Source organism: Streptomyces sp. NPDC001606, from assembly GCF_053596835.1.
In genome coordinates, this window is record NZ_JBSFHC010000022.1 from 100,244 (window position 1) to 126,102 (window position 25,859).

25 protein-coding genes and 1 pseudogene are annotated in these 25,859 nt (G+C 70.4%); 15 read left to right on the top strand and 11 right to left on the bottom strand.

The window, feature by feature from the left end:
• Positions 1-27: 27 nt before the first annotated feature.
• Positions 28-1,398 carry an APC family permease gene (locus tag ACWCV9_RS31730; RefSeq protein WP_450791731.1) on the bottom strand — a complete coding sequence of 457 codons (1,371 nt, stop codon included), beginning with the start codon at positions 1,396-1,398 and terminating at the stop codon, positions 28-30.
• A gap of 91 nt (positions 1,399-1,489) precedes the next feature.
• On the opposite strand from ACWCV9_RS31730, the gene ACWCV9_RS31735 reads away from it, so the two are divergent.
• Positions 1,490-2,506: a 4-hydroxy-3-methylbut-2-enyl diphosphate reductase gene (locus ACWCV9_RS31735; protein ID WP_450791732.1), complete on the top strand. Its 1,017-nt coding sequence runs from the start codon at positions 1,490-1,492 to the stop codon at positions 2,504-2,506.
• A gap of 59 nt (positions 2,507-2,565) precedes the next feature.
• On the top strand, positions 2,566-3,312 hold the full coding sequence (gene ppgK, locus ACWCV9_RS31740; protein ID WP_450791734.1) for a polyphosphate--glucose phosphotransferase: 747 nt from the start codon (positions 2,566-2,568) through the stop codon (positions 3,310-3,312).
• Positions 3,313-3,340: 28 nt separating this feature from the next.
• On the opposite strand, the gene ACWCV9_RS31745 is transcribed toward ppgK, so the two are convergent.
• On the bottom strand, positions 3,341-3,904 hold the full coding sequence (locus ACWCV9_RS31745; protein ID WP_450791736.1) for a DUF6542 domain-containing protein: 564 nt from the start codon (positions 3,902-3,904) through the stop codon (positions 3,341-3,343).
• A 190-nt stretch (positions 3,905-4,094) separates the two neighbouring features.
• Here ACWCV9_RS31745 and ychF point away from each other — a divergent pair, with 190 nt between their 5' ends.
• Both ychF and ACWCV9_RS31755 read left to right on the top strand, forming a co-directional pair.
• Complete coding sequence (gene ychF / locus ACWCV9_RS31750; protein ID WP_450791738.1) at positions 4,095-5,183, top strand: redox-regulated ATPase YchF; 1,089 nt, start codon at positions 4,095-4,097, stop codon at positions 5,181-5,183.
• 335 nt (positions 5,184-5,518) lie between these two features.
• A complete protein-coding gene (locus tag ACWCV9_RS31755) occupies positions 5,519-5,944 on the top strand; it encodes a hypothetical protein (protein ID WP_450791740.1) in 426 nt (141 codons plus the stop codon).
• A 166-nt stretch (positions 5,945-6,110) separates the two neighbouring features.
• On the opposite strand, the gene ACWCV9_RS31760 is transcribed toward ACWCV9_RS31755, so the two are convergent.
• The 3 genes and pseudogenes from ACWCV9_RS31760 to ACWCV9_RS31770 all read right to left on the bottom strand — a co-directional run bounded on the left by ACWCV9_RS31760 (position 6,111) and on the right by ACWCV9_RS31770 (position 7,738).
• Positions 6,111-6,614: a hypothetical protein gene (locus tag ACWCV9_RS31760; RefSeq protein ID WP_450791796.1), complete on the bottom strand. Its 504-nt coding sequence runs from the start codon at positions 6,612-6,614 to the stop codon at positions 6,111-6,113.
• Positions 6,607-6,912 (bottom strand): annotated as a pseudogene (locus tag ACWCV9_RS31765) (aminoglycoside phosphotransferase family protein); the annotation flags it as partial. The gene ACWCV9_RS31760 and the pseudogene ACWCV9_RS31765, both read right to left, overlap by 8 nt.
• A 76-nt stretch (positions 6,913-6,988) precedes the next feature.
• Positions 6,989-7,738 (bottom strand): hypothetical protein, encoded by a 750-nt coding sequence (locus ACWCV9_RS31770; protein ID WP_450791741.1) that lies wholly within the window; start codon positions 7,736-7,738, stop codon positions 6,989-6,991.
• Positions 7,739-7,961: 223 nt separating this feature from the next.
• Here ACWCV9_RS31770 and ACWCV9_RS31775 point away from each other — a divergent pair, with 223 nt between their 5' ends.
• The 3 genes from ACWCV9_RS31775 to ACWCV9_RS31785 are packed head-to-tail and all read left to right on the top strand — an operon-like array spanning position 7,962 to position 10,313.
• Entirely contained in the window at positions 7,962-9,317 is a 1,356-nt protein-coding gene (locus ACWCV9_RS31775; RefSeq protein ID WP_450791742.1) for a tetratricopeptide repeat protein, read from the top strand.
• Position 9,318: 1 nt separating this feature from the next.
• Entirely contained in the window at positions 9,319-9,855 is a 537-nt protein-coding gene (locus tag ACWCV9_RS31780; RefSeq protein ID WP_450791744.1) for an NUDIX domain-containing protein, read from the top strand.
• Complete coding sequence (locus ACWCV9_RS31785; RefSeq protein WP_450791745.1) at positions 9,852-10,313, top strand: hypothetical protein; 462 nt, start codon at positions 9,852-9,854, stop codon at positions 10,311-10,313. The genes ACWCV9_RS31780 and ACWCV9_RS31785 overlap by 4 nt, the downstream gene beginning before the upstream one ends.
• Positions 10,314-10,331: 18 nt before the next feature.
• Here the strand turns inward: ACWCV9_RS31785 and ACWCV9_RS31790 are convergent, their stop codons facing one another.
• Positions 10,332-10,874, bottom strand: coding sequence for a hypothetical protein (locus ACWCV9_RS31790; protein WP_450791747.1), 543 nt, complete (start codon positions 10,872-10,874; stop codon positions 10,332-10,334).
• A gap of 97 nt (positions 10,875-10,971) precedes the next feature.
• Between ACWCV9_RS31790 and ACWCV9_RS31795 the strand changes: the two genes are divergently transcribed.
• Entirely contained in the window at positions 10,972-11,328 is a 357-nt protein-coding gene (locus ACWCV9_RS31795; RefSeq protein ID WP_450791749.1) for a hypothetical protein, read from the top strand.
• 66 nt (positions 11,329-11,394) lie between these two features.
• On the top strand, positions 11,395-11,931 hold the full coding sequence (locus ACWCV9_RS31800; protein WP_181802339.1) for a CbrC family protein: 537 nt from the start codon (positions 11,395-11,397) through the stop codon (positions 11,929-11,931).
• Between the two features lie 17 nt (positions 11,932-11,948).
• Here the strand turns inward: ACWCV9_RS31800 and ACWCV9_RS31805 are convergent, their stop codons facing one another.
• Genes ACWCV9_RS31805 through ACWCV9_RS31815 form a run of 3 tightly spaced genes read right to left on the bottom strand, consistent with a single transcriptional unit; the run spans position 11,949 to position 13,696 of the window.
• Complete coding sequence (locus ACWCV9_RS31805) at positions 11,949-12,578, bottom strand: DUF6000 family protein (RefSeq protein WP_450791751.1); 630 nt, start codon at positions 12,576-12,578, stop codon at positions 11,949-11,951.
• A 3-nt stretch (positions 12,579-12,581) separates the two neighbouring features.
• The gene (locus ACWCV9_RS31810; protein ID WP_450791753.1) at positions 12,582-13,313 is read right to left on the bottom strand and encodes a HEAT repeat domain-containing protein; all 732 of its coding nucleotides are present in this window, start codon (positions 13,311-13,313) and stop codon (positions 12,582-12,584) included.
• On the bottom strand, positions 13,310-13,696 hold the full coding sequence (locus ACWCV9_RS31815) for a CPCC family cysteine-rich protein (protein ID WP_450791755.1): 387 nt from the start codon (positions 13,694-13,696) through the stop codon (positions 13,310-13,312). The genes ACWCV9_RS31810 and ACWCV9_RS31815 overlap by 4 nt, the downstream gene beginning before the upstream one ends.
• A 684-nt stretch (positions 13,697-14,380) precedes the next feature.
• Between ACWCV9_RS31815 and ACWCV9_RS31820 the strand changes: the two genes are divergently transcribed.
• Entirely contained in the window at positions 14,381-18,226 is a 3,846-nt protein-coding gene (locus ACWCV9_RS31820; protein ID WP_450791757.1) for an AAA domain-containing protein, read from the top strand.
• Positions 18,227-18,705: 479 nt separating this feature from the next.
• Here the strand turns inward: ACWCV9_RS31820 and ACWCV9_RS31825 are convergent, their stop codons facing one another.
• Positions 18,706-19,110: a restriction endonuclease subunit S gene (locus ACWCV9_RS31825; protein WP_450791759.1), complete on the bottom strand. Its 405-nt coding sequence runs from the start codon at positions 19,108-19,110 to the stop codon at positions 18,706-18,708.
• A 60-nt stretch (positions 19,111-19,170) separates the two neighbouring features.
• A complete protein-coding gene (locus ACWCV9_RS31830) occupies positions 19,171-20,409 on the bottom strand; it encodes a serpin family protein (protein WP_450791761.1) in 1,239 nt (412 codons plus the stop codon).
• Positions 20,410-20,570: 161 nt separating this feature from the next.
• On the opposite strand from ACWCV9_RS31830, the gene ACWCV9_RS31835 reads away from it, so the two are divergent.
• The 5 genes from ACWCV9_RS31835 to ACWCV9_RS31855 all read left to right on the top strand — a co-directional run bounded on the left by ACWCV9_RS31835 (position 20,571) and on the right by ACWCV9_RS31855 (position 25,834).
• Positions 20,571-21,323 carry a GntR family transcriptional regulator gene (locus tag ACWCV9_RS31835; RefSeq protein ID WP_385840237.1) on the top strand — a complete coding sequence of 251 codons (753 nt, stop codon included), beginning with the start codon at positions 20,571-20,573 and terminating at the stop codon, positions 21,321-21,323.
• 393 nt (positions 21,324-21,716) lie between these two features.
• On the top strand, positions 21,717-21,950 hold the full coding sequence (locus ACWCV9_RS31840) for an SPOR domain-containing protein (protein WP_385840235.1): 234 nt from the start codon (positions 21,717-21,719) through the stop codon (positions 21,948-21,950).
• Between the two features lie 39 nt (positions 21,951-21,989).
• Positions 21,990-22,460: a (deoxy)nucleoside triphosphate pyrophosphohydrolase gene (locus ACWCV9_RS31845; RefSeq protein WP_450791797.1), complete on the top strand. Its 471-nt coding sequence runs from the start codon at positions 21,990-21,992 to the stop codon at positions 22,458-22,460.
• A gap of 171 nt (positions 22,461-22,631) precedes the next feature.
• Positions 22,632-23,066, top strand: coding sequence for an ATP-binding protein (locus ACWCV9_RS31850; RefSeq protein WP_450791763.1), 435 nt, complete (start codon positions 22,632-22,634; stop codon positions 23,064-23,066).
• Positions 23,067-23,245: 179 nt separating this feature from the next.
• Entirely contained in the window at positions 23,246-25,834 is a 2,589-nt protein-coding gene (locus tag ACWCV9_RS31855) for a SpoIIE family protein phosphatase (RefSeq protein ID WP_450791764.1), read from the top strand.
• The last annotated feature ends 25 nt before the right edge of the window (positions 25,835-25,859 follow it).

Consider the following 25,859-nt stretch of genomic DNA (forward strand, 5'->3'; position numbering starts at 1 on the left):
TGGCCGGTCGCGCAGTTCCCCGCGCCCCTAAGGGGCGCCGCTCCCGCGCCGCTGCGCCACCAGCACCCCCACCCCGCACACCAGCCACACCGCCCCCACCACCTGCGCCGCCCTGCTCGCCTCCGCGATCACCGCCATCGTGACCCCCGCGCCCACCACCGGCACCACCCCGTGCCGCCACCAGCTCCACCCCGCCCTGCGCCGCCCGAAATACCCCACCACGCTCGCGTGCAGCAGCGTGAACGCGGTCAGTGCCCCGATGTCGACCACCGACACCAGCTTGTCCAGCCCGTCCCCCCGCCGCGCCGCCCACACCGCCGCCCCCATGGTGATGACCGCCGAGACCAGCAACGCGACCCGCGGAACCCCCGCATCCGTGCGCGCCAGCGCCCGCGGCAGCCGCCGGTCCCGGCCCATCGCGAACAGCAGCCGGCCGGCCGCCGCCTGCCCCGCCAGCGCGGCGAACGCCGCCCCGACCGCCTTGCTCGCGGCCACCAGATCACGCAGCCAGCCACCGACCGACGCGTCCACGGCGTCGTAGAAGGCCGACCCCTGCCGCACCGGCTCGGCCGCCAGCCGCGCGGACGTCGTCGGCTCCAGCAGCGCCACCAGATAGGTCTGCGCCACGAACAGCACCCCGGCCAGCGCCAGACAGCACAGCAGCGCCCGAGCCACCTTCGCCGAGCCCCCGCCGACCTCCTCCGCGAAGGTCGCGATCGCGTCGAAGCCCAGATACGACAGCACCGCCACCGACACCGCCCCGACCACCGCCGACGGCGCGAACGCGCCCTGGCTGCCGTCCCCGGACAGCGGCGACCACAGCCCCCGCTGCGCCCCGTCCCGCGCCAGCACCACGACCGCCGACACCACGAACACCAGTAGGACCACGACCTCCAGGACCAGCACGAGGAACCCGACCAGCGCGGCGGCCCGCACCCCCCACAGGTTCAGCAGCGTCGTGACCACCACGGCCAGCGCGGTCCACGCCCACCGGGACACCCCGGGGACCAGCGCGTGCAGGGCGATCCCGGAGAAGAGATAGGCCACCGCCGGGATCAGCACGTAGTCCAGCATCGCCATCCACCCCGCGATGAACCCCGCGCCCGGGCCGAGCCCCGCGCGCGCGTAGGCGAACACCGACCCGGCCTGCGGCACCACCCGCACCATCTGCGCATAGCTGAACGCGGTGAACGCCATGGCGACCGTGGCCACCAGGTACACCAGCGCGACCGCGCCGTGCGACCTGGCGTCCAGCGTGCCGAACACGCCGACCGGCGCCATGGGCGCGATGAACAGCAGCCCGTAGACCACCAGGTCGCGGAAGCCGAGGCTGCGCCGCAGTCGGTGGTGTTCGTCGGCGGGGGACGGCGTCGGCGTCGTATGCGTGCCGGCGAACATGCGCACCTCCCGGTCGGCGTACCCCTCCTAGTCTTTCCGCCGGTACCCCGCGACGCGATCTCTGTGCGGCCGATCGCGGGCGGCCCTTACGATGGGGCGCATGACCGCTTCCTCTGGCCGCCGTGTCCTGCTCGCCGCCCCCCGGGGCTACTGCGCCGGTGTGGACCGCGCCGTGATCGCCGTCGAGAAGGCCCTGGAGCAGTACGGGGCCCCGATCTACGTCCGGCACGAGATCGTCCACAACAAGTACGTCGTGCAGACCCTGGAGAAGAAGGGCGCGATCTTCGTCGAGCGCACGGAGGAGGTGCCGCCCGGCAACATCGTCATGTTCTCCGCCCACGGTGTCGCGCCGGCCGTGCACGAGGAGGCCAGGCAGGGCCGCCTCGCCACCATCGACGCCACCTGCCCGCTGGTCACCAAGGTCCACAAGGAAGCCGTCCGGTACGCCAACGAGGACTACGACATCCTGCTGATCGGCCACGAGGGCCACGAGGAGGTCATCGGCACCTCCGGCGAGGCCCCCGACCACATCCAGCTGGTGGACGGCCCCGAGGACGTCGCCAAGGTCGAGGTCCGCGACCCGTCGAAGGTCGTCTGGCTCTCGCAGACCACCCTCTCCGTGGACGAGACCATGGAGACCGTCGACGCCCTGAAGACCAAGTTCCCCGGGCTGGTCTCGCCGCCCAGCGACGACATCTGCTACGCCACCCAGAACCGTCAGCTCGCCGTGAAGCAGATGGGCTCCGAGGCCGAGCTGGTCATCGTGGTCGGCTCGCGCAACTCCTCCAACTCCAAGCGCCTGGTCGAGGTCGCCAAGCTGGCCGGCGCCCGCGAGGCCTACCTGGTGGACTTCGCCGGCGAGATCGACGAGGCCTGGCTGGAGGGCGTGACGACCGTCGGTGTCACCTCCGGCGCCTCCGTCCCGGAGGTCCTGGTCGAGGAGGTCCTCCAGTGGCTCGCCGAGCGCGGCTACGGCGATGTGGAGATCGTCAAGGCGGCCGAGGAGTCCATCACCTTCTCGCTGCCCAAGGAGCTCCGCCGCGACCTGCGCGAGGAGGCCGCCGCCCTGGTGGCCGCGCGCGGCGGAAGCGGTACCGCCGAGGCCTGAGCCGACGCTCGCGGACCGATCGGGGCGTGACTGTCAGTCGTCCGTCGTAACGTAGGGCCATGCAGATCTTCGGCGTGGACATCGGCGGATCCGGGATCAAGGGCGCCCCTGTGGACCTGGACAGGGGCGAGCTGGCCCAGGAGCGCTGCAAGGTGCTCACCCCGCACCCGGCGACGCCCGACGGCGTGGCCGACGGGGTCAAGCAGGTGATCGACCACTTCGGCTGGACCGGCCCGGTCGGGCTGACCTTCCCCGGAGTGGTCACCGGCGGGTCCACGGTGCGTACGGCGGCGAACGTCGACAAGAGCTGGATCGACACGGACGCGCGCGCGTTGTTCAGCTCCCGGCTGGGCGGGCTGCCGGTGACCGTGGTCAACGACGCGGACGCGGCCGGCGTCGCCGAGATGCAGTTCGGCGCCGGCCGGGACAGACGGGGCACGGTCGTCCTGCTCACCTTCGGCACCGGCATCGGCAGCGCCGTCTTCGTGGACGGCGTCCTGCTTCCCAACACCGAGCTGGGCCACCTGGAGCTGCATGGCCACGACGCCGAGAAGCGGGCCTCCAGCAAGGCCAAGGAGGACCACGACCTCAGCTGGGAGCAGTGGGCGCGCCGGGTCCAGAAGTACCTGGCCCATGTCGAGATGCTGTTCTCGCCGGAGCTGTTCGTCATCGGCGGCGGGGTGAGCCGCAAGGCGGCCAAGTTCCTGCACTACATCGAGGGCGTCAAGGCCGAGATCGTGCCCGCCCAGCTCCAGAACAACGCGGGGATCGTGGGAGCGGCGATGAGAGCCGCCCAGGAGTGCTGAGCCGGGAGCCGTGAGCCGGACCGGCGGTTCAGCCGGTCCGGCGCTGCCGTTGCCGTTGTCGCACCCAGCCCACCCGTCGTACGAGCACGATCGCCCCCGCGATCAGCGTCCCCCCGTACAGCCAGCCCGCCTGTGTGGCCAGGCCGGTGACCAGCCCCATCAGCCGGCCGAGCAGCCCCCCGCCGCCGTCGGCGACGGTCAGCAGCCCGGCGGCGAAGCCGATCGGCACCACCACGGGCGCGGTCAGCACATCCCCGGCGCGCACCCACAGCGCGGTCAGCACGCACACCGGCAGGAACAGCACGCCGTACACCGCCGGCACGCCGTCGAACAGCAGCTGGTCCAGGCAGCCGAGCAGGACCATCGCGGCCAGGCAGAACAGCCCGGTGCCGAGCCCGGTGAGCCGGGGGTTCGGCAGCCGCCGCACCGGCGGCGCCGGGCGCGCCACCCTCACCCGTCGTATGTCCCGGTCCGCGTCCGGTCCCGGCCTGCGCTCACCGGCCGCCCCGCGCCGGCCCTGCGGCGGCAGCGGGGTGGGCGGCGTGCCGCGTCGCCGTCCGTCGTTCGGGGGTCGCGTCCTGTGTTGCTCCACTGGACCAACTTAGGTCGGCTTATGTGCCGAATCGCCCATCAGACACGCCGGTGGGCAGGGCTTGGCCGGGCGTTCGACGCTCTCGGGAGGCACTCGCCGGGGACGCCGTAGACTGGGGGATCGGCGAGTGCCCTCCTCGGCCCTGGCACCCCCGCAGCTCTTGGCCCTCTCATCCACGGGAAGTCGCAACGTGTCGCTCACGATCGGAATCGTCGGCCTGCCCAATGTCGGCAAGTCGACCCTGTTCAACGCCCTGACCAAGAACGACGTGCTGGCGGCCAACTACCCGTTCGCCACGATCGAGCCCAACGTCGGCGTGGTCGGTGTCCCCGACGGCCGGCTGGCCAAGCTTGCCTCGATCTTCGGCTCCGAGCGCATCCTTCCGGCCACCGTCGACTTCGTCGACATCGCGGGCATCGTGCGCGGCGCCTCCGAGGGTGAGGGCCTGGGCAACAAGTTCCTCGCGAACATCCGTGAGTCCGACGCGATCTGCCAGGTCATCCGCGCCTTCAAGGACGAGAACGTCGTCCACGTCGACGGCAAGGTCTCGCCGAAGGACGACATCGAGACGATCAACACCGAGCTGATCCTCGCCGACCTCCAGACCATCGAGAAGGTCCTTCCGCGCCTCCAGAAGGAGTCGCGGATCAAGAAGGACGTGGCTCCCAAGGTCAAGGCGGTCGAGGAGGCGAAGGAGATCCTGGAGAAGGGCGACACGCTCTTCGCGCACGGCGTCGTCCAGGGTTCGGAGCGCGCCGAGCTCCTCCACGACCTGCACCTGCTCACCACGAAGCCCTTCCTCTACGTCTTCAACGTGGACGAGGACGAGCTGACCGACGAGGACTTCAAGAACGAGCAGCGCGCCCTGGTCGCCCCCGCCGAGGCGATCTTCCTCAACGCCAAGCTCGAGGCCGACCTCGCCGAGCTGGACGAGGAGGAGGCCCTGGAGCTCCTCCAGTCGGTCGGCCAGAACGAGCCCGGCCTCGCCACCCTGGCCCGCGTCGGCTTCGACACCCTCGGCCTCCAGACCTACCTCACGGCCGGCCCCAAGGAGTCCCGCGCCTGGACCATCAAGAAGGGCGCCACGGCCCCCGAGGCGGCCGGTGTGATCCACACCGACTTCCAGAAGGGCTTCATCAAGGCCGAGGTCATCTCCTTCGACGACCTGGTCGCCACCGGCTCCGTCGCCGAAGCCCGCGCCAAGGGCAAGGCCCGCATGGAGGGCAAGGACTACGTCATGCAGGACGGGGACGTGGTGGAGTTCCGCTTCAACGTCTAATACGTTCGGCGAAAGGCCGTCTGACCTGCTGCGGAGCGGGTTGGGCGGCCTTTGCGGTCCGCACAGAGTCCGCAGCGTGCTGACTTCGGTCAGCGCGCGGGGGAGTCCATGGCGGGCGATGAGTACCGCGACTACGTACTGGCCGGCGGCCCCGCAACGACACCTGACGACCGGCCGTGGCCCACTCCGCAGTCGTCGGCCGCCAGGTCGGCGACCTCGTAGACGTTCAGCGGGACCCGTTATCCAGCCCTCGCGTGGGCACCGGAAGCCGTCGCCGGAGGCGATCGCTGAGTTCACGGCTTTTCGCGTTCTCAGGTGTCTCTAGAGGGGCGACTATGGCGGTCAAGGCCGAAGCCGATTCCGGAGTCGCCGGACGGGACGAGTGGTCCTATGCGCCGGCTGTCGGCGTGGGACCGCTCCGGTTCGGTATGACCGTCGACGAAGTGGTCGAGGCGGCTGAGACACTCGGCCAGACGAGGGTCAGCGATTGTGCACCGGACCACGCAATCTTCTCGCCGACCTGGACGGTCGAGGTCCGCCGTCACGGGGCGGCTCCATCTCCATCTGCCGTCACAGCCTATGTGAGTCAAGCTGTGGGCCTCTTCTGCATTGCTGTCGACGCCGTGTACGGTCCCCAGGTCGCATATGACGGAATCCCGCTGGTCGGGCGAGACCTGTCGGAGCTGGAGAGGGCAACTAGTCGGGCCGGTCCTCTGATCGCGCCCGTTGTTCATGGTGCCGCGCGACGGCGCGAATACTGAATGGGACTCGATGCCCTCCGAGGAGTACCGCCGTAACGGGTCGACGGCCTGACGTGGCGTGACAGAGGAGGCCTGAATGAGCCAGCCCACCAGTCGAGGTCGCGTTCGGGCCGCCCGTTCCGCACCCTGATGCCCTCGCTGTCCGCGGCAGCGAGGGCGCCAGTCGTCAGGCGGCTCGGGCTACGGGTAACTGCGCGACCCACGTCGTGACCTCAGCCAGGTGCTCGGGCTGCAGCCCGAGGTGCGGGTCGGGTTGAACGAGGAGAGTCGGCCTTCCCTTGGCGGTGCGCTCCGCCGCCCAGGCGAGGTCAAGACCGGTGAAGTCGTCGTCGATCCAGACGGCGGGCGCGTCGCCGAGCCAGGCGTCGACGTGGTCGCGTTTCCAGAGGTAGCCGTTGGGGTGGCTGGTGGTGATCTGGGGGCGCGGCAGGTCGACGTACGGCAGCACCGGAAGGCCAAGAAGGGGGCCGATGATGGTGGTGGCGTCCTGCCGCCAGCTGGTGCACCAGACGGGGGTGACCAGGCCGGTGCGGATCACGTCCATGAGCAGGCGGCCGTGGGCAGGGTGGAGCCAGATGGTGACCGGGTTGTCGGCGCTGCGGCCGGTTGGGACGACGTCGTGGCGGGCGTGTGTGGCCGGGGTCGAGCCGTGCTCGTCGGGGAAGGGTATGAGCCTCGCGGACGGACGGTCCGAGGTCCTCCATGAGCATGCCGAGCCAGCCGTCCAGGACGGCGGAGGCGTGGACCTGGGGGACGGGTGCGCCGAGGGTGTGGGCCAGGCGGAGGGTCTGGTCCTCGCTGTCGAAGGGCTTCTTGGCGTACTTGAAGATGGCCGTGGAGCCGTCGGGGAAGGCCACGCGCTCGACGCCGGACATGGACCACACGCGCACCTCCTCCCGTACGGCGGTGGTCTGGCCGGTCGCGGTGAGCAGGTTGTCGAGGAGTTCGGCGCTGGGGTTCGTGGTCACAGGAGGGCTCCGGGGAGATGGTGGCGTCCGGGGCGGGCGAGAGATACCGGCCCGTCCCGGAGCCTGATCGGGTGGGTTACGCGGCGGGGTTCACTCGGTGGGCGTAGACCTGCTCGATCCAGCCCGCCTTGAAGGCCGCGAGGTCGTCACGGAAGTTCGCCATCGAGGCACCGTAGGGCGCGACCACGCCGCCGGACTGGTCCGGCACGGACTGGCACCCATGCACGAGCCGGCCGCCGAGCGCCGCGTGGGCCTTGATGGACTCGATCCGGCGGTGCTCGTTGAACCAGCCGCCGTGGTAGACCTCGTCGAGCATCCCGCCCATCTCGTCGTCCAGGTCGAAGACGACGGACGTAGCGGCGGGGAAGAACCAGCACGGGCCGACGTTGGAGATGTGCCCGTCCAGCTCGACCTTGTTGAGCGCCATGAGCGTGGCCGCCTCGCGGAGCATCCGCAGGTGGTCGGCGGTGATCTGCGGCAGGCCGAGGCTGGCCAGGTGCTCCTCGCGGAAGAGGTACGCGTACACCTCGTACGCGGTGGCCAGGACGCGGGACGCGTCGGACGTGGACTTGCTGTGCTGCTTGATGAAGTCGAGCGCGAGCTGCTCGACCGCGCTCTCGGCCGTCTCGTCCACGTCCAGGAGCTGGGACTTGACCAGCTCCCAGTCGGCGACGAGCCAGGTGTTCGACTCGAAGCGGAAGAAGTACTCGGCCGGGTCGATGGTGATGCGCCGGCCGTCGACCTGGATGCCGGGCAGGCGGCTCCAGCGCGGGTCGAACGCCTCGGGCAGCTCGACCGTGATGGCCGTGGTGTCGATGGTGGTCACCGTGTCTCCGTCTCTGATTGGCCGGTCTCGGGCACAGGAATGCCCGAGCCTGGTGTGGGCGTACGGAACTTTGGGGTGCCGCCTGGACCAAGGGGGAGCCTGGATCACGGTCGCGCCGTTCCGGGCGGCTACTGATAAGTGAACCGATGGTCACGCTCAGTGGGTACGGTGGAAGGCAGTTGAAGCGGTATACGTGGTTTACAGCTCCAGGGCGGAGGCGATCGTGACGGCGCAGAGAGAACCCAACTCCCGTCTGCGCGACGCCATTGAGGCGGTCGGCTGCACCTACGAGGCTTTCGCCAGAGACGTGCGGCGCATCGCCGCCGAGAACGGCGAGATCCTCCAGACCAATAAGTCGGCCATCTCGCACTGGGTGAACGGCACCCGTGCCCCTTCGGGCCGGGTAGGCCAGTACCTGGCCGAGGCGCTATCCCGCAGAGCGGGGCGCACGGTCACCCAGACCGAGATCGGCCTCCAGGCCGGTGATGACGAAGAGCCAGCGGAATCCGACCCTGTCCTCGCGGTCACCGACCTGGGCCGCGCCGACGTCGAGCGCCGCCGCTTCCTCGCCATCGCGGCCTTCACCACCGCCGGCGTCGCCATGCCGCTCGGCTACGACCACGAAGCCACCGCCCGCATGCTCCGCGCCCGCACCGGCACGTCCATGGTCGGGGCAGAGGACGTGGACGTCGTACGGCAGATCACGGCGGCCTTCAGCGCCGCCGACGAGCGCCTCGGCGGCGGGCACGGCCTGACCGCCGTCACCGCGTACCTCGCCGACACCGCCGCCCCCATGCTGCGCGGACGCTTCCCCAGCGAAGGCTTACGCCGGGCCGCCTTCGGCGCCGTCGCCGAACTCGCCTACCTCGCTGGGTGGAAGCACCACGACCTCGGCCAGGAAGGCGCCGCACAGCGCTACTACCAGGTCGGCTACAAGCTCGCCTGCGAAGCCGACCCCCACGGCCACGCCGCCGGGATGATGCGCGCCCTCGCCCACCAAGCACTGAGCCTCAAACAGCCCCACCACTGCGTCGACCTCGTCGAAGGCGCCCTACGCACAGGTCTCGGCCACGTCGACGGCCGGACCGAGGCCCTCCTCCACATCACCCACGCCCGCGCCTTCGCCGCCATCGACGAGAACTCGTCGGCCGCACGCGCCCTGCTCGCCGCCGAGGACGCCCTCCTACGGGACGACGGTCCCCAGCCCAGCTACTCCCGCGTAAGCGGCCCGGCCGCCGGCACTGTGGCCAGCCACACCGCCCGCACCCTGACCGACCTTGCCGACCACATCGGCACCGAACAGCAGCACCGGGACGCCCTCACCCGCTGGGACCCTGTGAAGTACAAGCGCGTCCACGCCCTTACCCACGCCGACCTCGGCGACAGCCTCGCCGCCCAGGCCCGCGCCGACGAGGCCGTCGCCGCCTGGACTCAGGCCCTGGTCCTGATGGAGGGCATGACCTCCGACCGCACCCGCAAGGCGATCACCTCAATCCGCTCCACTCTCGCGGTCTACCAGCGCCGCCGCGTTCCCGGTGCTGCCGATCTCGCACGCCGCGCCCGCGAGGCCCTCGCCTAACATGCCCAACAACCCGCCCGACGAAGGGAACACCGTGACCCAGCAGACCGACGACCAGTCGAAGGCCCTCAAGCCGGCGCTCGAATCGATGACCCTGCTGGTCGCCGCGGTCATCGTCCATGACAAGGCCACCAACCGCGTCGTCCTCCTCCAGCGCAGCGAGAACGCCAAGTTCGCCCAGGGAATGTGGGACCTCCCCGTCGGCAAGAGTGAACCGGGCGAACCGATCACCGAGACGGCCGTCCGCGAGCTCTACGAGGAGACCGGCCTCACGGTGAAGCCCGAGTCCCTCAAGGTCGCCCACATCATCCACGGTGCCTGGGGCGTCGAGGCCCCCAACGGCTTCCTCACGGTCGTCTTCGCCGCCCACGACTGGACCGGCGAGCCCGAGAACCGCGAACCGCGCAAGCACGCCCAGGTCCGCTGGGTCGACACCGACGCCATCCCTGAAGCCTTCGTTGACACCACCGCCAGTGCCCTCCACCACTACCTGAATGACGGCTCGGAGGTCTCGCTGGACGGCTGGTCGGCAGCGTGAGCATCACGCTGCTTCACCTCATACCCAAGGACCCGCACTTTTCGCCTGCACCGGCTGCGAGCGAGGCTGCGCAAGCCCGGCTACAGCAACTGGTTACTGAGGCGTTGGGCGGTTACGACGTTTGGGACATCCCTGGCACAGCCTTCATCGATCCCGGGGAGAACTGGTGTGGTGTTCGGTGCCCCGTATGCGGCTCCGATATCGAAGACTGGTGGGGCGACGCGATGGACACGGCAGTCCTTCCGGACGGCTATTTCGACGCACTTGCCGTAACGGTGCCCTGTTGCTCGGCCCAGACGGACTTGAACGCCCTCGACTACGTCGAGGCTGCGGGTTTCGCCAGGTACAGCCTCGTCACCACAGACCCAGAATGCGAGCTGCCGCTATCGCCAGCCAGCGTCCAGGCGCTGGAGGACCTCCTGGGCACGGACCTGCGACAGGTCATCGCCCGGTACTGACGTCAAGCGCTGGCTTCGTTATGCGGGGCTGCTCGGAAACAGAAGCTCGTACGGCAGGTGATCGTCGTCCGGTACGCGAGGCACGTAGTCCGGGGCCGTGCGCGCGCCCACAGCCAGCAGGCGAGCGGCAGCCTCCTCCTCGGAGAGGGAGGCAAGCCCGAGGGCGTGCAGAAGGCGGTCGCGCTCGGCGTCGAAGTCCGGGTGGTCGGCCCGAAGGTCCGAGCCGAGCTCGCTGATCGCGAAGCCCTTCGCCAGGTCGCGCCAGAAGGGCAGTACAGCGATGAGCGTGATCGCCTCGACGAGGTCGGCGCCGATCAACGTGGCCTGGCCGTCCGAGTCGGCGTACAGGACGGGCCTCTCCTCGGCCTCAGCCTCCCCGCACAGGTAGTACGTGCCGCCGGCGCCGCAGCCGGCTATCGGGTGTAGGGGGATCCTGGTAGGAAGAGCAAGTTGCCCGATGGGATCCCGGCGCTCGACGTCGAAATCGCCAGGCCAGGCGAGCGCGGTAGCAAGGGAAGGCTCCTGCTCGATCCGGCGGAGTAGATCGTCTGATGCGGTCATAGGACGGAACGTAACAGCGCCCTCGGACGTCTGGTGCGGCTGTCCTGCTGATCGACGCTAAAGCGGTGCTGTCAGTAGGGCGTGGCACAGTTCGGCCATGAGCTACGACCTGGCGGTGTGGGAAGGCAGCAAGCCCGCTGACGATGTGATCGCGGGCGAGGTCCTCACCCAGCTGTACGACCGCTACATCGACACGGAGGAAGAGTTTCCACCGTCACCGCGTATCGCGGAGTACGTTGCTGGGCTCTTGGCGCGATGGGTGGATCTCACGGAGGACGAGGAGGACACCTCCCCCTGGTCGACGGGGCCGTTGATCGGCGAGGCGTCCGGGCCGTTCATCTACTTCCCGATGCGATACAGCATGGCCGAGGAGGCTTCGGCCTACGCCGCCGATCTCGCGGCATCGATGGGGCACGTTTGCTATGACCCGCAGGCTCGGCTGCTGCGGCCATGACCCCCTTCGGACCGAGGGCGGGTGCAGTCCGGCACGACCTTCCTGTGCGCAGGTGGCGTGACTGGCATGTCCGAGGAGTTGCCCGGTTTTCACTACCACCCCGACCCCTTGGCGACCGGGGCGGTCGTTGAGTCCAGCACGACGTGCCTCTGCTGCGGGAGGGCGCGGGGGTTCATCTACACGGGCCCGGTGTACGCGGTCGAGGAACTTTCCAACCTGCTGTGCCCGTGGTGCATCGCGGATGGCAGCGCCGCTTCGAAGTACGACGCGCACTTCATCGGTGACCCGGCCGGGGACGATGTCCCGCTTGAGGTCGTGATGTCCGTCGACGCGTGTACGCCGGGCTTCTCCTCCTGGCAGGACCCGCAGTGGTTCTTCCACTGCGGTGATGGTGCGGCGTTCCTGGGGGCGGTCGGGATGGCCGAGCTGGCCATGTTCCCGGATGCCCTGCAGGCGCTGCGCAGCGAGGTTGGCGCGTGGGGGTGGTCTGCCGAGGCGGTGGAGAGCTATCTGGGTGCTCTGGACAAGGACAGTCAGCCCACGGGCTACCTCTTCATGTGCCGCACGTGCGGCCGATACATGGCGTACGCGGACTTCACGTAGCCGCAGTCAGGCGGCTGCTACGGCCGGGTCCAGCCGTTGGCGAACTCGCACTGGAGGTCCGTCCAGCGGCGCTGTTCGGCGGGGGTGTAGCTGGGGTAGCCGAGGCGCCCCACGCCCGTGACCCACTCGTCCCAGAGGCCGTCGGGCTCCGTGAAGCGGTCGGCGTGGCGGGTACCGAGGAGGGCGTCGAGGCGGAGGAGGGCGCCCAGGGCGGCGGGCTGGTCGTAGTGGAGGTCGGTGCAGGGGAGGTAGCGGTCGAGGTAGGCGGTGAGGATCTCAGCGTCGGCGTGTGTGCCGAAGCGGGCCAAGGCGAAGCAGTAGGCGCCGCCGGAATAGCAGACCTCGCTGGCCAGGAGCAGGTCGCCGATGCGTGCTCGGAACTGTTCGCGGCGGTCGACGCCGATCAGCCAGCCGGCGGTGAGACGCGAGCGCCATTCGTACCCGAGGAGGGCTTCCAGTTCCTCGTCGTTGATCGCGGCGGCGTCAGCGATCAGATGCCGGGTAAAGCGTGTGGTGTGCCACCACCGGGGGCCCAGGAACCGCCCGCCGTTCAGTACGAGATAGCGCGGGAGGCCCCCGTACGTCCTCGTCACGTAGCTCTCGACCACATGGCCGTAGCCGACTTCCTCGGGGTGCTGGAACGGCATCGGTCACCTCTCCGGGTACAGGTCGGTACGGTCGATCCAGGTTGGGGCGACGAAGATGTTGCTGCCGGTGGGGGCTTCTGAGGCTTCCAGCAGGGACCAGGTGCGGGATTCTTCGACCAGGTGCTCCCAGGGCGCGGTCCAGCCGAGTTCCCAGTCCAGGCCGGGGCCGGAGACGCCGTACGTGCGGCCGGCGTCCACGCGCCAGAACTGGGAGTAGAGGATCACCTGGGCGTGGTCGGCCAGGTCGTTGATGATCTCGGTGAAGTGGGCCGAGGGCCAGCCGGGGGCGTTGTTCGCAGCGGTGGGGCGTAGGCGTGTGGTGAGCGGTGGGACGACGGGGGTGCGGGCGCCGAGCTCGGTCAGGGCCCAGCGGATGCCGACGGGCTCGGTCCAGTCCGGTGGGGTCGCCCGTTCCAGGCAGGCGAGGTAGGCGCGGCGCAGGGGCTCGACGGCGCCGTCGATCTCCAGGCTCGCCAGGGCCATGGCCGCCCATTCGCGGACGGTCGGGTTCTCGCTGTCCAGCAGGCCGATGAGAGCGGGGCCGCAACGGGGATCGCTCACCTCCTCGAAGACCTCGATGGCGGTGAGCTGACCGAAGCCGCCGAGGGAGGGCAGGCCGTTGATGACGGCGGGTATGGCGTCGGCGCCGATCCAGATCAGCTCCGCGCGGGCGTCGTAGGACTCGTCGGCCTTGCCGTCGAGCTGCTCGACGAGTGTCTCGATGTGAGGGGTCATGACGCGGAGTGGTCCCGGCGCCAGAAAGTGGGGAGCCACCAGCAGAGCACCGAGCGGTCGTCGGGCCACGGGGCACGGTCCTGGGCCGCCCAGTCCTCGAAGGAGTCCCGTGTCAGGTCGATGGGGCGCCAGGCGGGGTCGAGCGGCTCGTTCTCGGCCGGCGGTCGGACGAACCGGCGGCCGTGCTCGTCGCAGGCGCCGAAGTCCTGGTAGTTGCGCTGGGCCTCGATCAGGGAGACCTTGTTCGCCCCACCGGCCATGGTGGGCCAGCGGAACTGGACCCCGTCGTCCTCCCAGAAGCAGACGGGGCAGATCTCGTACGAGCCGGGCACCGCGCTCAGCACGCGGTGTCCGCAGCACGGGCAGGGGTAGGAGTCGCTCACCTGCGCAGTTTCGTTGCAGGTCCCGCCCGTGTGCCATGGATTTCTCTGCCTCGGGGCCCCCGGCCAGTCCGCAGCCAGTCCGCAGGACACCCGTAAACGGCCGTCGGGAGCCAACGCATGCCAACGAGGAATCCCAGGTCAGAGCCCTGCGTGGGGGGCTCCGCCGCAGGTCAGGATCTGGCTCCAGACATTCCGCTTCAACGTGTAGCGGGTGCCAGAACGCCACGTCGCTGATCTGGCAAAAAGGCAGGTCAGAGAGGGGCCGACTCTTCGGAGTCGGGCCCTTTGCTCTTTCCCGTGCCGGGATGGTGCTGAGATGTTACGGGGACGCCGGTGCTGGGTCGCGCATGGCCCAGTGTCCGGCAGCAGGGAGTGCACGGATCACCGGCACCCTTCCCTTGGCGTAGTCGGGCGGAGGACGCGATCAGCCTGTCACCCGGGAGGGCAGGAGCAGGTTGTAGTTCAACTCCAGGACGCACTCGGCGAGAGCATAAGCTGCCCGGTCCGGTCGGCCTCTGACTCTGTCGAAGGCGTCGGAGTTTGCGCGCCGTGGCTTTCGTAGCGGCGGCGCGTCTGGACCGGTGCCCCGGTGGACGTATCACAACGGGCTTGTGGGCAACCGCGATTGCCCTACCCTGGCCCTCTGTTACGGTGCCTTGTGATCGACGATCACAGGGGGGGCGGATGGGGGCGGTCAATCGGTCGAAGGCTGAGCGGCAGCGTCAAGCGCAGATCCTGCGCTTTTGGCGTGCCGTAGAGTACTTCAGCCCGCCGAAGGTCGAACCGGTAAATCCGCGCAAGAACCTCTTCGCCGTGGGGCCGAATCGGGCACTGCCCTGGGAGCCCGACTCCGCGATCAGCCGGACTCGGTCCCGGCCGAGCCTCGTGTGGCAGCACACGGTCTACGCCGGGATCTTCGGGGTCGACAAGGTGCGTGACGTCTTGCTACAGGCGTTCCGTGCTCCGGAGTCCGAACAGGACTTCGATGGCCGGATCGGCGGGGACAGCGCCGTGCTGTGCTTCACCGTGAACCAGGACGGGCTGCTGATCAAGGACAGTGTCACCTTGTCTTCGTGCGCCTGGGCAGTCGGGCAGACCCTGGACCCCGGGCCGCACAGCGACCAGTGGCTGACCGGCTTCGACGAGCGCAGCACGTTTCTGCTACAGCGGCTGCTGGATCTTGGCGACGGGAGGATCGAAGTCGATCGCCAGCCCGTGGTCGGCCCTGCGTCGCCGCAGTCGGAGCTTGGCCCGGTCGCTGGGCTGATGTCCCGCCTCGTCGTCAGCGCGGCGAAGGGCGGGCTGGGAGCGGCGGCCGGGGCGGTGGGTGCCGGGCTGGGTCCTGTGGCGGGGGCGGTTGCCGCCAAGGTGATCGAGCAGGTCGGCGGTGACTTGATCGATTCCGCTGCTGCCCGGCTCACCGACCACACTCCGGGCGACAACGCAGCATCCGGCCAAGGTCCAGGCAGCGGTGAAGGGGAGGAAGCGGAGCAGCGCGAGGCGGAGCCGGAGGGACCTCCGCCCGAGGTGGGCACAAAGGTCCTGGATGTGTTCGACCTGGCGGCCATCACCCGGTGGGTGGCAGAGCAGCTCGGCGTCGCCGAGGCCCTCACGCCCAATGCGATCCGTATCAAGAGCTATCAGGTTGCGGCCCGGCATGCGGATGAGGCGGGCGGTGATGTCTTCCTCAACAGCTTCTACGCCGACGATCTGGAACGGGTCGCCGGTGTCCTCGAGGCCGGAGAGGCCGGCACCGCCCTGCTGGATTATCTGCGGGCTGAGGCGGATCTGGAGGCGATGAACCGCTTTGACGTGCGACGTCTGCCCGAGATCGTGCTGGAGAGCGTGCAGCCGTCGAACATGCCCTTGGGTCGATGGCTGGCGGATGCGGACAAGCCACTGGTACTCAGTCAGCAGTTCGCGGTCAACCGCATCCTGGCGAGCCTCGGGCAGGCTGACGGCCGCGGCCTTTACGCGGTCAACGGACCGCCCGGCACCGGCAAGACGACCATGCTGCGCGACCTGATCGCGGCCCTGGTGGTCCAGCGGGCCGAGCGGTTGGCGGCCCTGAAGCGGCCGGAGGACGCCTTCGTCCGAAAGCCGCGCACCTGGCGCACGGAGGAGACCGCCGGCAAGACCTACCCGCGCACCATCCACCCCCTGATCCCCGAACTCACCGGCTTCGAGATCGTGATCGCTTCGTCCAACAACGGAGCGGTGGAGAACGTCACCCTGGAAGTCCCCGGAGCACGCGCGATCGGCGACGCATGGCAAGGACGCGCCGATTACCTTGCCGGCCCAGCCAGCCTGGCACTGGAAGAAGATGCCTGGGGTGCGATCGCCGCTCGCCTGGGACGGCGCAGCAATCGCTCGGACTTCGTCCAGCGCTTCTGGTGGGGCGAGCAGCCCAAGGGCGACAGCAGGCCAAGGCCGGAAGCGAGCGAGGACCGACCGCTCCTGGGCCTGCACAAGATCCTGCAGCTGCAGGCCAATCACCTCTCTGCCTCCTCACAGAATGCCCAGAGCACGAGCCCTGATGCCGACACGGCGGCGCCTCTGGGGCAAGAGACCTGGACGCAGGCGGTCCGGCGCTTTACTCAGGCCCGCAACCGCGTGCGCGCGCTGGCCGCAGAGCGGCAGGAGATCGCGGATCTGCTCGCCCGGCTCGCCGGCCCCGATGCCCTCCTGGATGAGCTGGTGGCCCGGGAGTCCGGAGCCCACGACGCGCTGCTGCTCTTGCAACAGGAGCAGCGCCGCGCCGAAGTCGGACTTGCCGGCCACCGGGAGGAGCACGCGCGATGCAGGGAAGCGATGTCCGCCGAGCGAACGCGGCTCGACCTGGCCGAAGCCGCGGTCCGCCACGGCGAGGAAGGGGTCAGAACAGCGGAGTCGGCACTCCACGCCTACGACGCGGGCAGACCCGGCCTGATCAGAAGGCTGCTCACCCGCGAGCCCATGCGGCGCTGGGAGACCGGGCGCCTCCCCTTCCAGGCGAGTGTGGACGCCGCGGACGCCCGTCTCGCCGAGCTGGAATCCGTACGGGCCGCGCGCCACGCCGCTTTACGCACCGCCAAGGGAGATCTGGACCAGGCACTGGCCGCCATCGTGCGCGCCCAGGCCCGGCTGACCGCGTGCGAGCAGGCCCGCGTGCGACAGGTCACGACCACCGCCGAGGCCGGACAGCAAGTGGCCCGGCGGCGCCGCGAGCGGGAAGCCGAGCAACGCCGGCTGGCCGCGGCCAAGGAGCGGTGGGGCGACCGCGTGCCGGGAGCCGAATGGCAGGCGGCCCTCGAAGACCGTCAGGCGATGGAGACGCGCGAGCAGTCAGCGCCCTGGATGGACGCCGCGTTCGCTGAGGCACGCTCGGAACTCTTCCTCGCGGCCCTGGATCTGCACCGCGCGCTGCTGGCCACCGCGCCCGAGCGCATGCGCAAGAATCTGCAGGCCGTGATGGAGGTGGTCAAAGGTCAGGCGCCGGCGGACCTGGACGCTGAAACGGTGCTGGCCGCCTGGCAGTTGCTGTTCCTGGTCGTCCCTGTGGTCTCGACGACATTCGCGTCGATGGGCCGTATGTTCGCTCAGCTGGGCAGCGAGGCCCTGGGCTGGCTGTTCGTCGACGAGGCTGGCCAAGCCGCCCCGCAGGAGGTGGTCGGCGCCCTGTGGCGAACCCGCCGCGCCGTAGTCGTCGGTGACCCGCTGCAGCTCGAACCTGTGGTCACCCTCCCGTGGACCGGCCAGCAGCGCCTGGCCGGACACTTCGCGGTGGACCGGCAGTGGGCGCCGGCCGCCGCTTCCGTCCAGGCCCTCGCCGATCGCCTCAACCCGTACGGCACCTGGCTGAAGGACCAGGACGGCGAGGACATCTGGCTCGGCTCGCCCCTGCGGGTACACCGCCGCTGCGATCGCCTGATGTTCGACATCAGCAACAAGATCGCCTACGACGGGATGATGGTCTACGGAGTGCATCGGGATCAGGGCGACTTCCCGCTGGCGCAGCGCAGTGTGTGGTGGGACGTCCGCGCCCTGCCGGGCGAGGAGAAGTGGAACCCCGAGGAAGGAAGGGCGCTGGAAGCCACCCTCGACCGGATCTGCGCCCGCATTGACGAGGCGATCCGGCAGGAGGGCCTGCACACCGGTGAGGCGTTCCACGGCGCCGCTCAGGGAGGCGACCACGCCGCAGCGCGGAAGCGCCGTCTGAATGATTCCGTCTTTGTCATCAGCCCGTTCCGCGACGTCGTCCATGGCCTCGGCAAGGTTGTGGGAAGGACTCTCATCCCCAAGCGCTACGGCACGGTGCACACCACGCAAGGCAAGGAAGCGGACATCGTGATCCTGGTTTTGGGCACCGGCGCCGGGCAGGTGGGCTCTCGGAACTGGGCCGCTCAAAAGCCCAACCTCCTGAACGTCGCGGTAACCCGCGCCCGTCGGCGCCTCATCGTCATCGGCGACTTCGATGCCTGGTCGCGACACCGCTACTTCAAGGACCTGGCGCAGCACGAGCTGATCCACCGATGGACCCCGGAGCGCTGAGCCAGCGACCTCTTCGAACAGCTGTGGCTGCCCACCAGCGCCCAGTCGGCTTACGGAACCGACTGTCCGGGACTCGACGCCGCCTACAGCCCTGACGATCTACTGAAGGCATGGTCGCTGTGAGCAGCGAATTGGGGGGGGGAGCGGCGACGCGGTTGGCGCCGGGTGGGCGACTCGGCGACCGGGGCAGTCGGATGAGGGACTGCGTCAAGCTTCCCGTGTCCCTCGCGCTGCGCGATCTGTTGCCACCGGCGCCTGCTCCCTTGGGCGGGTGCCCCACTTCGGTCACGACGCTTCTTGTCTCTGAAGCTGAGGCCGAACGCCGTCAACGGGCGCGCAGCCAGCTCTTTGCAGCCATGCTCCAGGCCCGCAGCCCCCAGCGCCTGAGGCGTGCGAGCCTGGGAGGAGGCGCACGTGGTCCGAGCCATCAGCAGGCAGGGCAGGACGTGGCGTTGCCCTTGCCGCGGCCGCGGGGAATGCTAAGGCGCCGGGATGATGCCTCCGGCCAGTGCGCCGTGGCGGATGCGTTGTGTCAATTCGAGCTGTTCGCGTAGCAGCCGCTCGTGTTCGTCCAACTGTGTCATCGTGTCAGCGATCGCTCGCTGCGTTGCGAGGTCGGGCAGCACGACGGGCAGTTCGCCGAGCACGCTGAGGGAGATGGTCTTCATCTTCATGCTCCCCGTGGAGTGGGTCTCCAGCCACGTCCGTGCCTCCGGACCGCGTAGGTACGCGGCGAAGTAATCGGCATCGAGTACGGCAGGGGGACGCAGCACGAAGCACCCGGTGCCGCACAGCCAGCCGTGCTGCTCCTCGCGGACGACAGCGGCTCGCCCCATGAATCTGGGTGTGAGCGGTCCGTTTCCCCAGAAGAGGCCGGGCTCCATCGAGCCCGGCCTCTTCTGGTTGCCCGACCGTAGCGATTCGGCGAGGCCCCCCACCGTGGATCAGGACACCGTCACCGGATAAGGCGCCGGGTCCGTCACCCAGCCCGCGATCAGGACCAGCCGGGTCTCGCGGTCCACCGCGAGGAAGCCGAAGGGGCGGTCGAAGGAGGCGCGGACCACCGTGGTCTCGTAGGGGTACTGGGGCAGGCCGCCGGCGGCCACCGGCATCATCGCCGTCACCGCCGCCGCCCGGAAGCCGAGCGCGCCGAACTGGGCGACGGCCGACTGCCTGGCCTCGCCGACGGCCAGCGGGGTGTCGCTGATGCCGGGGAAGTGGCCGTACCGGTCGTCCAGGGCCGAGGTGAGGCCGAACAGGGCCGCCGCCGCGGTCAGATCGTGGTCGGCGCGCACCTCGAAGCCGACCGTCCGCACATCGAGCGTGCGGGGTTCCGGCGCCATGGCGGGCTGCTGTTCCACATACAGCCCGGGGCCGACATGGCCGTGCGGCAGGGCTCCGCCCGCCGTGACCGGGAGCGCGCGTTCCACGACGGCGACGCCCGCCGCCAGCACCTGACCGGGGGTCATGTGCTCCTCGCCGAGCGCGAGATGGACGTCGATGCCGTTGTCGCCGGGCACGGTCAGCGTGGTGACGAAGCCGTCCGGGGTGCCGGTGACGCCCACCCGGTCCGGCCGTACGCTCCTGCGGTGCAGTCCGCGCAGGGTGCGGCCCTGCCAGGGGCCGGTGTCCGGGCGGTGCGGCAGTTCCTGGAAAGGCTGGCGCCAGGTGGTGCGCAGGGCCAGGGCGCTGGCCAGCACCATGCGGGCGTCCCGGGTCAGGGTGACCGGCATGCGCTCGACCAGCCTGCCGGTGCGCTCGGCCGCCCAGGCGTCCAGCCGTTCCTGCGCGGTGACGAGGTCGTCCCCGAACACCCCGTGGGTGCCGGCCGGCAGCCCGGCCCGCCACTCCTCGCGCACCGCCAGGTGCGCGTGGGTCCACAGTCCCAGCGCGGTGTCCAGGCCGGACACCGCTTGGAGCGCGGCGAGCAACTCCCGTGCCGCGGCGGCCGCCTGATCGGCCGGCACCCCCAGCGCGCCGGACAGTTCCGCCCGGGCCGGCCCGCCCGCGCCGTCGGCCAGATGGGCCAGCAGCGGCCAGACGCCCGGTGCCGAGAACACCGTGTTCTCGTGCAGGGCTTGCGCCCAGCGGGCGGTCAACCCGTTGACCCGGCCGACCGTCTCGGCGCTCACCTTGCTCACTCGTCGTCCTCCAACAGGTATTTCGGGATACGGCAGGAGCATACGGAGGTGTGAGCGACCCCCGGTACGGGGGAGAAAGTGGCTGGGTAAAGCCCGTGTGGACGTCATGTCATCACTTCGAGTGATTCTCTGGCCTTCACTTGCACGGCACAACCCACGGTTGCCAGGCTGTTGCTGTCTGTACAACCTGATGGGAGCGGCCAGTGACTTTCGGTGAGCAGCCGGCGTACCTGCGTGTCGCGGGTGATCTCCGCAAGAAGATCGTCGAGGGTTCGCTGCCGCCGCACACCCGCCTCCCCTCCCAGGCCCGCATCCGCGAGGAGTACGGCGTCTCGGACACGGTTGCCCTGGAGGCGCGCAAGGTGCTGATGGCCGAGGGGCTGGTCGAGGGCCGTTCCGGATCGGGGACGTATGTGCGCGAGCGGCCCGTGCCCCGGCGGGTGGCCCGGTCCGGATACCGCCCGGCCGGCGGCGCCACCCCCTTCCGCCAGGAGCAGGCCGAGCCCTCGGTGCGCGGCACCTGGGAGTCCAGCAGCGAGCAGACCGCGGCCGGCGCCGCCATCGCCGAGCGGCTCGGGCTCCAGACCGGCGACCGCGTCATGCGCACCAAGTACCTGTTCCGGGAGGCCGGCGAGCCGATGATGCTCTCCACCTCCTGGGAGCCCCTCGCGGTCACCGGCCGGACCCCGGTGATGCTGCCCGAGGAGGGACCGCTCGGCGGCATGGGCGTGGTGGAGCGCATGCGCGCCATCGACGTCATCGTGGACAACGTCACCGAGGAGGTCGGCGCCCGCCCCGGCCTCGCCGAGGAGCTGCACCTGCTCGGCGGGGTCCCCGGTCATGTGGTGCTGGTCGTCCAGCGCACCTATTACGCCTCCGGCCGCCCCGTCGAGACCGCCGACGTGGTGATCCCGGCGGACCGGTACCGGGTGGCCTACCACCTGCCCGTGAAGTAGGCGTGCCCCTCACTGCGTTCCCCTTCCGCGCCCCCGCGTGAGGTCTCCGGACCCCCGACGGAGGCCTCTGACGCGCACCCCTGGCGCACACCCCTGAGGCCCCTCCGCTGCCCCGCACCCGGTCGAGCGGCCCGCGCCGAGCCCCGGCAGGCCGCTGCAATCCGGCCGTTTTCCCAGGTGGCCCCGGTTCCCCCGGGCATGCCTCGCGACCCGGCCAGCGGTGTTCACGACGGCGCATTCAGTCTCGTGCGCCCCCGGGGTTCTGGCTGGTTGCGTACCTCTTTGTGAAAACCCGTATTCGCTCCGTAAAGGTTGGGCGTACGCTCGGGCATATGCGGATTGCGGTTTCCTTAGACGCGGCTCGGCGGGGGCCCGGGACAGGACGCAAGGGCGATGCGAGAAAGGGCGGGGGCGGTGGGGGCGATGAGTGAGGGCACGGTCTCCCTGCCCTGGATCGTGATACGGCAGGACGACAACGGCAACCGCTACCGCGTCGGCCGCTATGCGACCCGCGCGGAGGCCCAGCGGATCGCCGACAGTCTCGACGACCGGGGACACAAGCAGCTCTACTGGGTCGAGCGCATCGGCCGGCACGGGGACGACCTCCCGAGCGACCTCCGGAACTGACCGCGGGCACGCTCCCGTACGCTCCGACGCATGACACCCATGCCGTCCGCGAACTCCGTGCCGGAGCCGATCGTGCCGGAACCCATCGTGCCGGAACCGATCGTGGTGGTGGGAGCCGCCCTGTTCGACGGCGGCCGGCTGCTCGCGGCGCGCCGCAGCGCGCCCGCCGAACTGGCCGGACGCTGGGAGCTGCCCGGCGGCAAGGTGGAGCCCGGCGAGCGCCCCGAGGACGCCCTGGTGCGCGAACTGCGCGAGGAACTCGGCGTCGACGCCGAGCCGGTCGAGCGGGTGCCGGGCGAGTGGCCTCTGCGTGCGCCGTACGTCCTTCGGGTGTGGACCGCCCGGCTGCGCCCCGGCTCCGCCGCGCCCCGGCCCCTCGAGGACCACGACGACCTGCGCTGGCTCGGTCCGGACGAGATCTGGGACGTGGCCTGGCTCGACCAGGACGTCCCGGCGGTCCGGGAGGCCGCCGCCCGCCTGGCCGCGGACCCCGAACGGCGTACCCCCTGAGCCGCTGCCCGGCGAGGGCGCCCGGTGTGCTCCCCGGTCTCTGCGCCCCCTGCTTCTTCACCGACCCGACGAGCCGCCCGTACGCCGTTCGTGCCACAGTGCGCCCTCGCGCACGGTACTGCCCACTGGATATCGGGTATGTGCCCATTAACCCCACGAAACCGGACAAGGGTGGGCTCGCTGGCCTGGGAAGTGATCGGCGTGATCGACACCGATGGCGACTGCGCCGACTGGACCTTTGCCGCGGAACCGGGCGCCGTGCGCTCCGCCCGGGCCGCGGTCCGGGGCCAGTTGCACGGCTGGGACCTCGACTGCCTCGCCGACCTGGCCGCGTTGCTGGTCAGCGAGCTGGTCACCAACGCGCTGCGGCATGCCGCCGGCCCCATCGGGGTCCGGCTGGTCCGCCCCACCGGGCGCTCTGACGCCCTGCTGGTCGAGGTCTCCGACCCGCTCCCGGACCCGCCTCGGGAACGCACCGCCCGGCCCGAGGACGAGAGCGGGCGCGGCCTGCAACTGGTCGCGGGCTCCTCGCGCGCCTGGGGCACGCGCCCCGGCGCGAGCGGAAAGACCGTCTGGTTCGAGCTGGCGGTGCCGGGGCGTGCGTGATTCGAGGGCCTGTTCCCTGGTTAGAAGAGGGGAAGTGTTGTCACGGAACGGTCCGAAAAACACCTGGACCGAGCTGTGATCGTGAACACCGTGTCGTGCGGCGCCGTAGTGCTGGATACTGCGGGCAGCCGCCCCCGGTGACCGGTGCCGGGCGCGGTGAGCTGGAGGGGACGGTTCGCGTGAGCGAGATACCAGCGAAGGCCACGGAGTCCGAGGACCCGTCGGACGGCGCGAGGGGCCAGGCCGCGGAGGGTGCCGCGGTGCCCGGAGACGCCCTGTGGCAGAGCAGTCCGCCCGGCTCGATCTACGACTACATCAAGGTGGCGTCCTTCGCCATCGGCCCCGGTGGCCTGGTCGAGCAGTGGAGCCTGCGCGCCGAGCAGCTTTTCGGCATCCCCGCGTCCCGGGCCGTTGGCATGGACCCCATCGAGGCGTTCATCGACCCCGATCTCCGTGCGCGCGGTCAGCGCAAGATGGCCGAGATCCTCGACGGGCGCGAATGGACCGGTGTGGTGCCCTTTCGGATGCCCGACACGCCGGACGGCCTGCGCGGTGCGGACGGGCTGGCCGAGGTGTACGTCATGCCGACCCGGACCGCCGAGGGCGAGCGGGCCGCCGTCTGTATCGTCGTGGACGTCCGGACCCTGCGCAGCATCGAGACCGACCTCGCCGCCTCACAGGCGATTTTCGGCCAGTCCCCGTTCGGATTCCTGCTCATCGACGCCGATCTGAGGGTCCGTCGGGCCAACGAGCAGTTCGCCTCCGTCTTCGGCGGAACCCCGGACGACCACCGGGGCAAGGGCGTGCACGACTATCTGGTGCGCGGTGAGGCCGAGCGGGTTTCGGCCACCCTGCGCCGGGTGCTGGAGACCGGAGACTCCATCACCGACATGCATGTCACGGGGTTCGTCCCGGGCTCCCAGGAACGCCGGCACTGGTCCGTCAACCTCTACCGGGTGCACAGCGGCAGCGGCCGGCCCATCGGCATCGCCTGGCTCGGCACCGACATCACCGCCCGCCGCGCCGCCGCCCGCGAGGCCGCCGCCGCCCGCCGCAACCTCGCCCTGCTCAACGAGGCCGGCGCCCGTATCGGCAACTCCCTCGACCTGGAGACGACGGCCCGGGAACTCCTCGACGTCGTCGTCCCCGGCTTCTGCGACCTCGCCACCGTCGACCTCTACCAGGGGCTGCTGACCGGCGACGAGAACCCGCCCGGCCGCGCCGACGGCAGCGCGGCACTGCGCCGGGTCGCCTACGCCAGCGCGGTCACCGGCGCTCCCTTCGCCGGGTCCGGCGAGCCCGTCGAGGTCGGCGCCGTCCACCACTTCCCCTTCAACTCGCCCTGCGCGGACGCCCTGCGCACCGCCCGCCCGCAGCGGGTGCCGGCCGAGGAGGGCGGGCTGGTGCAGTCCACGCTGGCCGTGCCGATGGTCGCCCACGACACGGTCGTAGGACTCGCGCAGTTCGCCCGGACCAAGGGGAGCGAGCCGTTCGGCGACCGGGACCGCGAGCTGGCGGTGGAGCTGGCCGCGCGTGCGGCGGTGTGCATCGACAACGCGCGGCTGTACCGCCGGGAGCACGAGCGGGCGCTGATACTGCAACGGTCGCTGCTGCCGCCCGGCGACCCCGAGGCGTCCGGGCTGGACATCGCCTGCCGCTATCTGCCGGGCAACGCGGCGACCGAGGTCGGCGGCGACTGGTTCGACGTGATCGAACTGCCGGGCCACCGCACGGCGTTGGTGGTCGGCGACGTGATGGGGCGCGGGCTGCGCGCCGCCGTCGCCATGGGGGAACTGCGCACCGCCGTACGGACCTTGGCGCTGCTCGATCTCGAACCGGCCGAGGTGCTGTCCGCGCTGGACGAGATCGCGCGCGGGCTCGGCACCCCCGGCGGGGTCCGGCAGGCCGGCCGTACGGCCCGGCAGCCACGGGACGCCGACCTGTCCGAGGTGTACCTCGCGACCTGTGTGTACGCGGTGTACGACTCCGTCACCAGACGCTGTACGTTCGCCAACGCCGGGCATCTGCCGCCGGTTCTGGTCGAGCCCGGCGAGCCGGCGCTGATGCTGGACGTGCCGCCCGGGATGCCGCTCGGGGTGGGCGGCGAGCCCTTCGAGGAGGTCGAGGTCGAACTCCCCGAGGGCGCGCTGCTCGCGCTGTACACGGACGGGCTGGTCGAGTCCCGGCACCATCCGCTGGACGAGGGCTTGCAGGCGTTCGTGGGGGCGCTGACCGACTCCTCGCGCCCGCTGGAGGATGTCTGCGACCACGTCCTGAACACCCTGGACACCCATCACGGCGAGGACGACATCGCGCTGTTGATGGCCCGGGTGCAGGGGCTGCCGGCCGAGTCCGTCGGCGACTGGACGCTGCCCCGGGAGCCGCGCAGTGTGGGGCGGGCGCGGGAGTACGCCCGGGGGCAGTTGCTCAGCTGGGATCTGGAGCCGCTGGTCGACACCGCCGAGTTGCTGGTCAGCGAGTTGGTGACCAACGCGCTGCGGTACGGCGAGGGGGAGATACGGCTGCGGCTGCTGCTGGACCGGACGCTGGTGTGCGAGGTGTGGGACTCCGGGCTGGTGCAGCCTCGGCGGCGGCGGGCCCGGGACACCGACGAGGGGGGCCGGGGCTTGCAGTTGGTAGGGCTGCTCAGTGCGGCGTGGGGTTCGCGGCGGACGCCCCGGGGCAAGACGGTCTGGTTCGAGCTGCCGTTGCCCGGGGGCGAGGGCGGGCTGACGGACCCGGCGGAGGCGCTGTTGAGCCTGTTCTGAGTCCGCGCTCGGGCCGGCCGGGAAG

Excerpts from the sequence above, each read along its gene's own strand:
- ACWCV9_RS31730 (WP_450791731.1), bottom strand. The coding sequence starts at position 1,398 with ATGTTCGCCGGCACGCATACGACGCCGACGCCGTCCCCCGCCGACGAA.
- ACWCV9_RS31790 (WP_450791747.1), bottom strand. The coding sequence starts at position 10,874 with ATGACCGCATCAGACGATCTACTCCGCCGGATCGAGCAGGAGCCTTCC.
- ACWCV9_RS31825 (WP_450791759.1), bottom strand. The coding sequence starts at position 19,110 with ATGGAGCCCGGCCTCTTCTGGGGAAACGGACCGCTCACACCCAGATTC.
- ACWCV9_RS31735 (WP_450791732.1), top strand. The coding sequence starts at position 1,490 with ATGGGGCGCATGACCGCTTCCTCTGGCCGCCGTGTCCTGCTCGCCGCC.
- ACWCV9_RS31845 (WP_450791797.1), top strand. The coding sequence starts at position 21,990 with ATGCCGTCCGCGAACTCCGTGCCGGAGCCGATCGTGCCGGAACCCATC.
- ACWCV9_RS31805 (WP_450791751.1), bottom strand. The coding sequence starts at position 12,578 with ATGCCGTTCCAGCACCCCGAGGAAGTCGGCTACGGCCATGTGGTCGAG.
- ACWCV9_RS31755 (WP_450791740.1), top strand. The coding sequence starts at position 5,519 with ATGGCGGTCAAGGCCGAAGCCGATTCCGGAGTCGCCGGACGGGACGAG.
- ACWCV9_RS31810 (WP_450791753.1), bottom strand. The coding sequence starts at position 13,313 with ATGACCCCTCACATCGAGACACTCGTCGAGCAGCTCGACGGCAAGGCC.
- ACWCV9_RS31830 (WP_450791761.1), bottom strand. The coding sequence starts at position 20,409 with ATGCTCCTGCCGTATCCCGAAATACCTGTTGGAGGACGACGAGTGAGC.
- ppgK (WP_450791734.1), top strand. The coding sequence starts at position 2,566 with ATGCAGATCTTCGGCGTGGACATCGGCGGATCCGGGATCAAGGGCGCC.
- ACWCV9_RS31780 (WP_450791744.1), top strand. The coding sequence starts at position 9,319 with ATGCCCAACAACCCGCCCGACGAAGGGAACACCGTGACCCAGCAGACC.
- ACWCV9_RS31820 (WP_450791757.1), top strand. The coding sequence starts at position 14,381 with ATGGGGGCGGTCAATCGGTCGAAGGCTGAGCGGCAGCGTCAAGCGCAG.
- ACWCV9_RS31795 (WP_450791749.1), top strand. The coding sequence starts at position 10,972 with ATGAGCTACGACCTGGCGGTGTGGGAAGGCAGCAAGCCCGCTGACGAT.
- ACWCV9_RS31840 (WP_385840235.1), top strand. The coding sequence starts at position 21,717 with ATGCGAGAAAGGGCGGGGGCGGTGGGGGCGATGAGTGAGGGCACGGTC.
- ACWCV9_RS31800 (WP_181802339.1), top strand. The coding sequence starts at position 11,395 with ATGTCCGAGGAGTTGCCCGGTTTTCACTACCACCCCGACCCCTTGGCG.